This is a genomic window from Lysinibacillus sp. (assembly GCF_032093475.1).
Lineage (GTDB): Bacteria > Bacillota > Bacilli > Bacillales_A > Planococcaceae > Lysinibacillus > Lysinibacillus irui.
On the sequence record NZ_DAMDAY010000127.1, the window covers coordinates 1 to 13,083 of the forward strand.

General features: G+C 36.4%; 12 protein-coding genes and 1 other annotated feature. Of the genes, 9 read left to right on the top strand and 3 right to left on the bottom strand.

What is annotated here, in order from left to right; genetic code table 11:
* From RT445_RS19940 to RT445_RS19960, 5 genes are all read left to right on the top strand, one after another.
* The coding region (locus tag RT445_RS19940; RefSeq protein WP_313471390.1) for a choice-of-anchor I family protein at positions 1–1,695 on the top strand (1,695 nt) is incomplete at its 5' end.
* Between the two features lie 128 nt (positions 1,696–1,823).
* Complete coding sequence (locus RT445_RS19945) at positions 1,824–2,402, top strand: dienelactone hydrolase family protein (RefSeq protein ID WP_274795354.1); 579 nt, start codon at positions 1,824–1,826, stop codon at positions 2,400–2,402.
* 11 nt (positions 2,403–2,413) lie between these two features.
* Positions 2,414–3,370, top strand: a complete 957-nt coding sequence (locus RT445_RS19950; protein WP_274795353.1) for a response regulator transcription factor — start codon at positions 2,414–2,416, stop codon at positions 3,368–3,370.
* A 145-nt stretch (positions 3,371–3,515) separates the two neighbouring features.
* Positions 3,516–4,364: an ABC transporter ATP-binding protein gene (locus RT445_RS19955; protein WP_274795352.1), complete on the top strand. Its 849-nt coding sequence runs from the start codon at positions 3,516–3,518 to the stop codon at positions 4,362–4,364.
* Positions 4,361–5,068 (top strand): ABC transporter permease, encoded by a 708-nt coding sequence (locus RT445_RS19960; RefSeq protein WP_312507657.1) that lies wholly within the window; start codon positions 4,361–4,363, stop codon positions 5,066–5,068. Before RT445_RS19955 ends, RT445_RS19960 begins: the two co-directional genes overlap by 4 nt.
* On the opposite strand, the gene ldmS is transcribed toward RT445_RS19960, so the two are convergent.
* Both ldmS and RT445_RS19970 read right to left on the bottom strand, forming a co-directional pair.
* Positions 5,065–6,240, bottom strand: a complete 1,176-nt coding sequence (gene ldmS / locus RT445_RS19965) for an L-aspartate--L-methionine ligase LdmS (RefSeq protein ID WP_274795349.1) — start codon at positions 6,238–6,240, stop codon at positions 5,065–5,067. The two genes, RT445_RS19960 and ldmS, sit on opposite strands and share 4 nt — an antisense overlap.
* A gap of 113 nt (positions 6,241–6,353) precedes the next feature.
* Positions 6,354–6,938, bottom strand: coding sequence for a GNAT family N-acetyltransferase (locus RT445_RS19970; RefSeq protein WP_312507658.1), 585 nt, complete (start codon positions 6,936–6,938; stop codon positions 6,354–6,356).
* Between the two features lie 97 nt (positions 6,939–7,035).
* Here RT445_RS19970 and pdxR point away from each other — a divergent pair, with 97 nt between their 5' ends.
* Together pdxR and RT445_RS19980 are read left to right on the top strand one after the other, a co-directional pair.
* Positions 7,036–8,406: a MocR-like pyridoxine biosynthesis transcription factor PdxR gene (pdxR, locus tag RT445_RS19975; RefSeq protein WP_313471393.1), complete on the top strand. Its 1,371-nt coding sequence runs from the start codon at positions 7,036–7,038 to the stop codon at positions 8,404–8,406.
* Positions 8,407–8,671: 265 nt separating this feature from the next.
* Positions 8,672–9,478: an EcsC family protein gene (locus RT445_RS19980; protein ID WP_274795346.1), complete on the top strand. Its 807-nt coding sequence runs from the start codon at positions 8,672–8,674 to the stop codon at positions 9,476–9,478.
* Positions 9,479–9,646: 168 nt separating this feature from the next.
* Here RT445_RS19980 and RT445_RS19985 read toward each other — a convergent pair whose 3' ends face one another.
* Positions 9,647–10,615, bottom strand: a complete 969-nt coding sequence (locus RT445_RS19985) for a quinone oxidoreductase family protein (protein WP_312507660.1) — start codon at positions 10,613–10,615, stop codon at positions 9,647–9,649.
* A gap of 63 nt (positions 10,616–10,678) precedes the next feature.
* On the opposite strand from RT445_RS19985, the gene RT445_RS19990 reads away from it, so the two are divergent.
* Together RT445_RS19990 and RT445_RS19995 are read left to right on the top strand one after the other, a co-directional pair.
* Complete coding sequence (locus RT445_RS19990; protein ID WP_312507661.1) at positions 10,679–11,302, top strand: hypothetical protein; 624 nt, start codon at positions 10,679–10,681, stop codon at positions 11,300–11,302.
* Between the two features lie 52 nt (positions 11,303–11,354).
* Positions 11,355–11,618: a binding site (T-box leader), on the top strand.
* Positions 11,619–11,683: 65 nt separating this feature from the next.
* Positions 11,684–12,925 (top strand): MFS transporter, encoded by a 1,242-nt coding sequence (locus RT445_RS19995; protein ID WP_274795343.1) that lies wholly within the window; start codon positions 11,684–11,686, stop codon positions 12,923–12,925.
* The last annotated feature ends 158 nt before the right edge of the window (positions 12,926–13,083 follow it).

Here is a 13,083-nt window from a genome sequence, read left to right on the forward strand (position 1 = left end):
AATGGATTAGCTGTATTGTTAGATTACAGTGGTACAATCCTTCATGTTGTGGAAGCTGGTAAACAGCCTGATATGATCACCTTTACCCCGGATGGAAAGAAGATACTTGTAGCAAATGAAGGTGAACCCCGAGAAGGTTATGAGATGGCCACAGATCCCGAAGGCAGCGTCAGTATAATTGAGCTCTCAACTGATATGACAAAAGCCACCGCTAAAAACATAACTTTTAAGGCTATGGACGCTCAACGTGAGGATCTTGTGGCTAAAGGAATAATTCTAAAGAAGAAAACGAATCCGTCCGTTGATTTTGAACCAGAATATATAGCTGTTAATCGTATGAGTGATAAAGCCTATATTACCTTACAAGAAGCAAATGCTATTGCTACTCTAGATCTTACAATGGGTGAATGGATAAATATACAACCATTAGGTTTTAAGGATCATAGTAAGGAAAAAAATGCTCTGGATTTTATGAAAGATAACAAAATCAATATTACTACAGAGAATCTTTTTGGAATCTATATGCCTGATGGAATTGCATCCTACGAGGTAAATGGTAAAACGTATTTAGTCACAGCAAATGAAGGCGATTCACGTGATTGGAATGGTTACATAAATGAAAAAGAAACGGAATTAAAAGGAAATGATGTTGTTCTTTTTGATTCATCTGATTATGATGGTTTACAACAAGGAAAGTTATATAGCTTCGGTGCACGGTCTTTCTCAATCTATGAAGCCGATACAATGACACAGATCTATGATAGCGGTAGTGATTTTGAAAAAGTCATTGCTGATTCATTGCCTGAATACTTCAATGCTTCCAATAATAATACTAAGCTTGATAATCGCAGCGGTAAAAAAGGACCTGAACCAGAGGATGTAAAAATCGGGCAAATTGGTGATCGTACGTATGCCTTTATCGGTATAGAACGAGTTGGTGGCATTATGATGTATGATATTACAAAGCCGGATGCTCCAGAGTTTGTTCAATATTTCAATGAACGAGATTTTAGTGAAAACATAAAGGGAGATGTTTCACCAGAAGGTTTAACCTTTATTCCTGCATCCACAAGTATTACTGGACTTCCAACTTTACTTGCTGCCCACGAGGTTAGTGGCACTGTTACTGCTTTTACATTTGGCAACTCGAATAACAGTACATTTTCAGATATACAAGGACACTGGGCTCAAACAGCTATTGAATACTTAGCAAGCACTCAGATATTTAATGGCATCACAAAAAATCAGTTTTATCCAAACGCACAACTGACAAGAGCACAATTTATTACTGTTCTCAGTCGAGCACAGGGGATTAGCACTACAACAAAAGCCCCTTTTTCAGATGTAAAACCAGATGATTATTTTGCTGAAGCTATTGCTTGGGCTCATGAACATAAGCTAGTTGATTCAACAGATGGAAAGTTTAGGCCTCATGAACCTATTAGCCGAGAGGAAGCTGCCGTAATTTTGTATAATTTTACAAAGCTAATAGAAAAACCATTATCAAAGCATCAGCCAAAGCTATTATTCAAGGATGATGCTGCTATTTCCGCTCATACTAAAGAGGCCATTTATAGCTTACAACAAGCTGGAATTTTAACAGGAGATAAACAACAACTTTTCGAACCACAAAGCACATTATCTCGTGCTACTATCGCGTCCATTCTTTATCGTTTATTTGTTCAATCATACTAATATTGAAAAAGTCTGTTCGAGTAGTCGGACAGCTTTTTTTCATTTCAAAAAGGAACATTCATAAATTTCCAAAATATACGTTAACGTTACTTTTTGATAAACTATTGGAAAAAGTTAAAGAGGTAATCATGAAAAGGATACTATTTATATTACACGAAATATATGGGGTAAATCATTTTATTAAAGAACAGGAGAGAGCTTACTGTGATGACAACACAACTACTACCTGTATTTCGCTCTATCCAGAGGGACTTTCCTTTCCATATGAACAGGAAAAACAAGCTTATGACTTTTTCGTACAGACAGTTGGATTCGATACTCCTATTGAATTACTTTCACAAAAACTGCTAAAAGCATGTGAAGACTACGAAGAAGTAGTATTAATTGGATATAGTGTAGGGGCCACTTTAGCTTGGAGATTATCAGCACTTCCCCTCCACCGAATCGTTTGTGTTTATGGTTCACGTATACGTCAATATATAGATGTTAGACCTTCCTGTCCAACCTTGGTTATTTTACCTAGTCAGGAAAGTAGCTTTGATGTTAAAACCTTAAAACAAGCACTTGTGAGCATACCAAATGTCCATCTGAAACAATATCAGGGGCTTCATGGTTTTATGGATGCGTCCAACTCTAATTATTGCTACAGTAGCTTCCTACAAGCACAAACTGACATTAAAAGCTTTTTACAAGAGAACAAAATTTAGGAGGAACAAAGATGGAACGTAACATTAATATTGACGTTGATCCCTATATTGAAGGAGGTAATGTTATTTATCCAAGTTTTCACCTGTCCTTACAACCTGGTACAATCATTGGGATCTACACTGATGTTTCTAAAATACATACATTGATGCAATGGTTTATGAAGCAAAAGAATACTTTTACATACTTTCGTGAGAGTGCCTTGTATGAGCGCCTAACTGTCCTCGAGCATTTACAGTTTTTTTTAAAGCTTTTTCATCATTCAACTAGGGAAAAAGAGAATTTATTAAAATTACTTAGCCTTATGGAACAAAAAAACACTAAAATCCATAAACTTTCTACTGGTGAAAAACAGCGATTAAAGCTTTTGACTACATATCTCCACCAATCGCCTATGCAAGTTTTAGAAGAGCCCTTTCAAAACATTGATGATTTTTCTAAACAAAATATCCAAAAATTATTAAAACGCTTAGTCGAGCAACAAAAAAGTATTATTTTACTCTCGAATAATTTGGAAGACTTAATGATTACAAGTACGGTTATACATAGGCTAGATGGAACTGGTTTACATACATTGGATGTTAAGGAGGAGGAGGTAGAACATACTCCACAGCCATTTGAGAGCGCACCAATTCGGCTTGATAAGATTCCTACAAAGAAAAATGACAAGATTATTTTATTTAATCCACCTGAAATTGATTATATTGAAAGTGTTGATGGGGTTGTTTCTGTCTTTGTTGCTGGTGAAGCATACCCATGTTCTTTATCCCTTAATGAGCTAGAGCAAAAATTGACACCTTTCGGCTTTTTTAGAAGTCATCGTTCTTATATCGTTAACCTACAAAAGGTTCGAGAGATCATTACATGGACACGCAATAGCTATAGCCTAGCACTCAACAGTACAGAAAAGACAGTAGTTCCCCTGTCGAAAAATAAACTGGCAGATTTAAAGGAAATACTCGGAATTTAGTAGATTTCCCAGGAAATAAACGACTCCTGTCACCTTTAATAAGGTTCCACTGAAGGTCATTTTTCTGCCATTCACGCAATTTTTACTGTGAGCCTTACTCTTGTTGATTATAGTATAGACATCAACAACAAACAGGAGGTTACACATGAACGCAGTGATTGATGTGCAACATTTGAAAAAAACTTTTAATAAAGAGACAGCATTACAAGATGTTTCCTTTACTATTCAGAAAGGCGAAATATTTGGCTTTCTTGGACCGAGTGGTTCAGGTAAAACTACTACTATTAAAATATTAACCGCACAAACAGATAAATCTGCTGGCAATGTTCTATTATTTGGTCAGCCAGCAACTGACATGAAGCAAAGTCAAAATCGAAAACGTTTTGGTATTTTAACAGATAATAGTGGACTGTACACAAGACTATCTATTGAGGAAAATTTATTACTCTACAGTAATTTATATGAGATACCTAATTCTGCTGTCAAAGAAGCTTTAGACTTTGTCAATTTATATGCAGACCGAAAAAAGAAGATTAGTCAGCTCTCAAAAGGAATGATTCAACGTGTTACACTTGCACGTGCCATCATGCATAAGCCCGAATTATTGTTTTTAGATGAGCCTACTTCTGCACTTGATCCTGTCAATACGCAGCATATTTATAATGGCTTAAGAAGATTAAATGATATGGGGACAACTATTTTTTTAACAACCCACGATATGAGCGAGGCAGAAATACTTTGTGACCGTGTTGCTTTCCTCCATAAAGGGAAAATCCGAGCAATAGGAGCTCCAAAAGACCTAAAAAAAGAATTTGGTACTGACACTATTACAGTAGAGCTTAAAAATGGTGCTCAGGAAATTATAGAAAATGGTGCTCAGGATGCAGAAAAATTATATCAATGGATGCAATCAGAGCAAGTTAGATGTATCTATACAAACGAGCCAACACTTGGTGACATTTTTATGCAAATAACAGGGAGTGATTTAGTATGAATATTTCAATGACACGTATTCAAGCTATATTGATGAAGGATTATAAGGAATTCTCACGTAACTATGCTGTATCATCTATGGTGTTATTACCACTTGTAATGGCATTTTTATATAATCAAACAGGTGCAAATACCATTAACATATATTTCTTACCAATTAATTTAACGTTCTCCATAGTGACCACCTACGTACAATGTAGTTTAATTGCAGAAGAAAAAGAAAAAAACACTCTTCGCAGTCTCATGCTCTCCCCAGCCTCACTTGGAGATATTTTGATTGGTAAAAGCTTGTTTGTTCTAATTATTACAATTGTTTCTGTAGCACTGGCTATTTTTCTAGTTGGCTACGAACCTGCGAACCTTTTTATCTTAGCAATTGCATTATTACTTTCTGCTGTGTTTTATATTGCTCTAGGTACAATTTGTGGATTATTTGCTAAATCAATCATGGAAGCATCTATCATTGTGCTGCCTATAATGTTGATCTTCTCATTCGGTCCTATGGCCTTAGCTCTATCTTCGACTTACCCAATCTTAAAATTAGCGGAATGGCTCCCAAGCTCACAGTTATTACTTTTAGCGGAAGCATTAGAAGGTAAGTACTCTATGACAGATGTGATTATTCCTATGATTACGATTATTGTATGGTCTCTTCTTTCTTGGATTTTAGCGGCAATTATCTATAAAAAAAGAATGGTCGATTAATGACCATTCTTTTCTTCTTCATACACTAACTTCTGCTCTAGCTTTTCAATTTCATCTAGTGTATCAGCATACCATATGCCAACGAATCTAGATGCTATAGGCTCTTCAAAGTAATCGCCATCATAGAAAGATAGCGGAAACAACGTCCCTTGTTCAATCAATGTCTTGATTGTTTGAAAAAAGTGCTTATTCTTTTCCGGGCTTGGTGCTGCATAAGAAGCAAATTTATTAATGGGCTTCCCTAAAGCTTCATGAAACATCAGCATAGAGGTAGAACCATTTTGACGAAAATTTAAGTCTATGGCTTGAACATCTCCCGCCTCCGTGACGATTAAATCAAAGCCAGCCACTCCAACAAAACCTTCTTCAACACCACGTTCCATAATATGTCTTCCCACTTCAATAACTTTTTCAGGGACTTTTTCTACTATAATATTCCCTTCATAAATGCCATTATCATCGGTAATTTGTTGAGAGGCTCCCAAGTATTGAATACCTAGCTCCTCTGAATAAACAAATTGACAGCTATAATTGTCCTTTGTCTGTAAAAGTTCCTCAATAATTATGCTCTCCGTACCGGTCATTCGAAATTGCCGTAAGCCTTCTGTTAGCTCTTCTTTATTATGACAGATGATGACACCATACCCCCCAGATGTTGGAGAATCATCTCCGGGCTTTAGTACAACTGGTGGCTGCCAATTTTTAATGGCATCCGAAAGTCTATATGTCTCAACATTTAAACGGCTCGGCACGAATTTACTGTCGATTAGATGATCGATATATGCTTTTGTATTCAGCTCATTAAATTTCTCGGCATCCATCCAATAGCATTGACGATCCATGTGCTCCAAGTCATGGATATATTGACAAACAATTGTCTTTCCTTCCTCACACCAAGATTGAATTTGTGCCAAATATTCCTCTTTGGTTTCATAACTATAGGGCTGTTCAACCCAAGGTAACCCTGCCACTTCATGTAGCTCTTGAGCTTTTTCTGTTTGTGTGGCTCGGTGTACTAATACGGGGATATCAGCAATAGCTACTTCTCTTGAGGTTAAAGCATCTAGCTTATGAGGATCATCCATCATCCAAGGATTATCACTATACGGTGTTCTTGGTGTATACACAGCATTATCACCATAAATTTGTCTTAAAGTATATTTTGGTTTCAAGTAGATTACCCTCTTTCAAGTTTTAGGTACTCTACCCTTCCTATTATTTTTTGACACTTTTTATAAGAAAAAACGGATTTAAAGATTAATTAAATTCCATTTTATACCTTTATTTATTTACTTTGCACTAATAAATCTTCTACATGTTTTTTCACCTGTGGCCATTCTTCAATCGTAATACTATACATCACTGTATGCCGAATTGTCCCATCTTTGCGAATCATGTGATTACGCAATATCCCTTCCTTTGTGGCACCTATACGTTCAATAGCTCTTTGAGAACGGATATTTTCATGATCTGTTTTGATTTGAACTCGTTGTAAATGAAGGTATTCAAAACAATATTGTAATAATAAATATTTACAATGGGTATTAATAGCTGTGCGCCAGTATGCGGGTGTCAGCCATGTATACCCTATCTCTAGTCGTTGATGCTTGTCATCAATATCCATATAACGAGTAGAGCCAATAATATTCCCCGATTGTTTATCCACAATCACAAAAGGAAACTCAGTTTTACCGCTTCTTGTAAGTAGTGCGTTTTCCACAAAGTTATTCACATCCTCCCTTTTTTCTATAGTTGTGGACATATGTGACCAAATCTCTGGATAACTACCTGCCTCTAGAAGTCCTTGAATATCGCTTAACTCTAAAGGCTTTAGTTTGACTACTTCATTTTCTAATGTAATGAATTCCACTACACTTCACTCCTTTTCTACTTATTTAACGGCAAAATTGATATGATGGATATATCCAATTATTAAAAAAACGACCATACCAAAGGAGGTTTTGAATGTGGAGCTCTCTATTTCATTTACAGGAAATTCAGCTAAGTACATACAAATCTATGAAGAAATAAAGCACTCTATTTTAACTAAAAGATTACTTGCTCATGAGCAATTGCCCTCAAAACGTGTTCTTGCTCAAATGCTGGATGTCAGTGTGCATACTATAAAGGAAGCCTATGAACAATTACTTGCAGAAGGCTATATTTATAGCAAAGAACGATCCGGTTATTACATTGCTCCATTTGAATTTGATTGGCTGCAGCAGCATGTCGAACAACAAATTGCTGCTCCAAGCACAACCAACCCCCAAGATGACATACAATTCGATTTTACTAATGGCCATTTGGATAACGAAGCGTTTCCTTACGCTGTTTGGCACAAGCTCATGAAAAAGCATTTTAATTGCGACAACTTATCAACAAGCCCTTGGGAAGGAGAAACTGTTTTACGTATGGAGATTGCCCGCTATGTAGAACGCTCCCGAGGGGTCGTGTGTGACGCTTCACAGGTGTTTATTTATAGTGGTACGCAAAGCCAGCTTTTAGCCCTCTGTCTTTTTCTTGGTTCAACTACTCGGGTTGGTTTAGAAGAACCAGGCTTTAAACGAGTACGTGCAATCATACAGCAGTGTGGATTATCAACAGAGGCAATTCCTGTGGATAATTCGGGAATAACACTTCCCTTAAAAACAATTCACATGTTATACACAACACCGGCTCACCAATTCCCCTTGGGCATGATTATGACAATGGAAAGAAGAGCTGCATTGTTACAATGGGCTATTTCGAACGAGACTCTTATTATAGAAGATGATTACGATTCGGAGTTTCGGTTTAAGGGACTTCCAATCCCTTCATTAGCTAAGATGGACCAGCTTCAACACGTTATCTATTTCGGAACATTCTCGAAAACATTGCTCCCATCATTACGTATAAGTTATATGATTCTACCAAAATCTTTAGTCGCACCATTTATGACCTTCCACCAAGAGCAAAAATCGGTTGTCTCCAAAGTAGACCAGCTTGTCTTAGCAGATTTTCTCGCACAAGGACAATTCGATAAACATTTGGCTAAAATGCGGACAATTTATCGTAAAAAACAGCAAGCATTACTGACATCTATCTCTCAGCATTTTTCAAATGACTTTCAGGTAATCGGTGAAAAATCAGGGCTCCATATTGTTTTGAAGTTACCTCATTATCTTACTGAGAAAAAAGCGATCCAGCTTGCACAAAAAGTAGGCATTCGTGTCTACCCTTGCTCTACTGCCTATCAAAATGGAACCAATGAGGCAATGGTCATTATTGGTTACGGTGGACTGACACTTGGGCAAATTAATGATGGCATTGCGCTGCTTGCTTCTGTTTGGCAACGCTGACTTATTCTTTATTTGTCGAAATACTCATTAAATAAAGCGAAACCTTTAAAACATTTTTTCGTATATCAATTAAGCCTCAGATTCTGCATAGATCACTTTGGTACAGCTAAACAAAGCGTTCAGATTTTATCGAGCAAGGCTTAAAAATCTCCTCTTCAAAATCTGAGATATCCGTTGGAGGCTAGATCTAGATTCGGCAGACCTTAAAAAAATAACATATGCTAAATCATTAAAATTAAATGGACACATAAGGGGATTAAACGAGATGGAGAACCGTGAGCAATTAGAACAGCATTTACAGGAAATTAAAGTATGGGAAAAAGATCAAAAAGATTTATGGTTTTGGGAAAAGTTAGGACGAATACCTTTTAAGCTTTTAGATAAAATGACCCCAGTCTTTATTCAAAATAAAATCGCTTTATTGGTTGATGAATTGGGAAATTATATTCAATCAGGAGGAAAGTATTTAATTAGTGAGCAAGCAATGATGCAAAAAATCCGTAACCATTCTTCCACTCAACACATATTGACCATTGCTGATATCGGTCAAATCCCATTAGAAAACATGATCACTCTTAGCGATCAATTACAAAATGAGCGTGTAAAGTTTGCTACCGTTCAAGGAGCTTCTACTGGCTTTGGTGGAATCTTTACGTTAGCTATTGATATTCCTGTTATTTTAGGAACAGCATTAAAAACATTGCAGGAAATTGCCATGATTCATGGCTATGATCCGAATGATAAAATGGAGCGTATTTTTATTGTGAAGTGCCTACAGTTTACTTCTGCTGATATTGTTGGTAAAGAAGCGATTTTACAGGAGCTTTCTACAATGAATAGCACAAAAAAAGCTTCGGACAATATGATTTCTCAGCTTCAGGGTTGGCAGGAGGTTTTTTACACATATCGCGATCAACTAGGCTGGAAAAAGCTGTTTCAGATGATTCCTATTGCAGGGATGGTTTTTGGAGCTTATGCCAATAAAGGGATGATACAGGATGTTGCAGAAACCGGCATTATGCTCTATCGAAAAAGACGTATTTATGAAAAATTAAATGAATTAGAATGTTGATGAAAAAAGATGGTGCAAAAGTGTTGGAGCAAAATAGCCCTTTAAAAAGATTTATGTGGAACGATAAACCCTTTGCGCGTAAAATCGCTATTGGTTGATTGATTTGTTTTTCAGCACTAAAAAAGATGATACTCTTTGCTATAAGAGTGTCATCTTTTCCTTGCTTTTTTATATTTTAATTAGTATTTTCCCTTGATGCTGACGGCTTTCCATAAAATCATGCGCCTTTTGCATTTCCTCTAAACCAAAAACTTTAGCAATTGGCACTTGGAAGCTGTCTTCTTTTAATAAAGTAAAAATATCCTGCGCAACTTGTTGTAACATCTCTGGTTTTGAAGCTCTAGTTGTGCCTAAGCTAAACCCTTTTATATTACGGCAGCTACTATGTAAATCTGATGTTTTAATATTTCCTGCACGGCCTCCACTATTGCCAAATTGCACCAGTGTCCCATAAGGTGCTAAACAAGCCAAACTTTCTTCGGTTATAGCTCCTGCAATAGAATCGAATACAATATCAACACCACGGCCATCTGTTAATTTATTGACATGATTACTAAATTGATCGTATATGAGGACATGATCTGCACCTAGTTGTTCAACAATTGTAGCCTTCTCTAAATTACTTACCGTACCAATAATTTGTTTTGCACCAAGCTTTCTTGCCATTTGGATGAGCATTGTCCCTACTCCACCTGAAGCAGCATGAATTAATACAGCATCATGTTGACTAATGGGTGCTATCTGATGTGTTAAGATATACGATAAAAAAGAAACAGTCGGTACAGCTGCAACCTTTTCAAAAGGTACATTACTTGGAACTTTAAAAACTAATTGCTCCTTTGCTATCACATATTCTGCGTAAGCGCCACTTTTGGGGAATGCAATGACTTGGTCACCCTTTTGAAAAGCACTGTTATCACCGAAAACCTCTTCAATAACACCAGCAACATCTAAGCCTAGAATCATCGGGAAATTCGCTTTCGCTTTATTACCCGTACGGTTTTTAATATCTGCATAATTGACACTAGTAAAAGATGTGCGTATTAAAACCTCTCCTTCAGAGATAGTAGGCTTAGGACAATCTATATATCTTAAAACATCAGATCCACCAAACTCATTCATAACAATTGCTTTCATTTATTTCCCCCTCCTTGTTATAGTAAATTATAAACTAAATATAGAAATAATGGAGGAACCTACATGAAAATCAAACCGAAGCAAGATATGTACAACGGTATATCCTACAACTTTTTTGATAACAATAGCGATAAAATATGTTTTATGTTCTCTGGGACTGGCTATAGCTATGACAAACCTATTCTTTATTATTCACAGTTACTTGTGCTAGAACTCGGCTATGATGTCATTCAAATTAATTATACATTTGCACAACAACAATTCGAGCAGGAGCCTCAAGCTATTTCGAATATGGTTTATAGCGTTGTCAATCCTATTGTAGAAGACTTTTTACAAACAAAACCTTATTCACATGTTATTTACATAGGGAAATCTTTAGGTACCATGCCTATTATCGATTTTTATATGCAGCGACCTTCCTTGATCCCTGCTAATTATGTGCTCTTTACACCCCTGTTGTCACTGGAACATACATTGACAAATCTATTAGACAAACATGCCTTTTTGGCAATTGGCACAGCTGACCCCCATTATTCACAGGAAAAAATAGCACAATTAACTTCACATAAACTTTCTGTTTTCGAAAATCTTGATCATTCACTTGAAATCCCTTCTAATATAGCGCTCACTATTCAGTGTTGTCAGTCGCTAATGAAACAATTAAAGGCATTTCTGCAAATTAATTAAGTAAATTTCCAACGGGTTATTTACCAGAAATATCTATCTATGCTACACTATCAAAAATACAGTGAAGAGAAGAGTAAATAAGGCTGTTCTTCCCAGAGAGCTCGAGTTGCTGAAAACGAGCAAGAACGAATTATTGAAACAAGCCTCGGAGTAGCGCATTGGATTTCTATCTGACTGATGGTGCGACGGGAACTCCCGTTATAGAGTTACAGTATAAGCATAGGCACTATGTCGTACTGAAAAGGCTATTATGGTGACATAATAGTGAACTAGGGTGGCACCACGTGAGTATAAATTCCACAATCTCGTCCCTAAGACTATACGTCTTGGGGGTGGGATTTTTTATTTGCAAATCACGACTTTGCTGAAGGAGGAATTTATATGAAAAAATCTTTAGAGGCCTGGCGCTATCCTGCTATCCTATTGTGTAGTATTGGTATCTCTAGTATTGGTGAATGGATCTATTTTATTGCCTTAAATCTGATTGTCTTGAAGCTTACAGAATCAGCTCTTGCTGTTTCTGGCTTATATATTGTAAGAGCATGCTCATCCTTGCTCACTAATTTTTGGTCAGGAAGCCTAATCGATCGTTTTAATAAAAAAAATTTAATGATTATTTTAAATCTTTTTCAATCTATACTAATCGTTTTACTCCCTTTCTTTTCTAGCTTAGTATCAATTTATATCTTAGTCTTTATCATTACAGTAGCTAGCACTATGTATCATCCAACATCTATGACTTATATCACTAAATTGATCCCTAATGCACAACGGAAACGTTTTAATTCCCTGCGTAGCCTTCTCGATTCTGGGGCATTTTTAACTGGTCCTGCTATTGCTGGTTTACTATTTACACTTGGAACACCCAATATGGCCATATACTTAAATGCAATTGCTTTATGTCTATCAGCCTGTATAACCTTTAAGATGCCTAATGTTGAAGCTAATGAAAAATTTGATAATGTAACAGAAAAAGCATCGCTTTACCGAGTCTTACTATATGATTGGCAAATGGTCATACGTTTTAGCTTAAAAAATCGCTACGTCATGATGATCTATTTGTTGTTTAGTACTACCGTCGTTTTGATGACAGCAACCGATTCTTTAGAGGCAGCTTTTGCAACACAAGTTCTTGCATTGTCAGAAGGACAATATGGAATTTTAGTCAGTCTCGCAGGAGCAGGTGTGTTAATTGGCTCTATAACCAATTCAGCATTTGTCGAAAAAATTCCTACAGCATGGCTCATCGGTATGGGTTCTCTTTTAACAGCAGTAGGTTATTTGGTTTTTACTTCATCCTTTACTTTTCTTATTGCTGCTTTAGGATGCTTTCTATTGTCATTTGCAACTGCTTTTGCGAATACAGGGTTTTATACATTTTATCAAAATAACATTCCCACTAAGAGCATGGGGCGAATTGGAAGTATTTACGGATTCTTTGAAGCTCTTTTTATCATTATATTCACCGCTGTATTTGGGTTAGTTGCTGAATGGATGACAATCCGTGCAGTTGTCGTTAGTGCTTCCTTTTTCATGTTGTTAACCGCTATTATTCTACTACTGTTAACTACACGACCTTCGAAAAGACGCTATTACCAAGGCATTGAGAGTAGCAGGAAATAACCATTCTTTCTAAAACTGAAGCATTTGTGTTTTAAAAAAATTTAACCATCTAACGTCTACTATACATTGACATTAGATGGTTATTAAAATGGAGAATGTTTTAGATATATCCTAATTCAAATGAAAGCTGCTGTGCTGTTTTAATTACTTCTTTTGTT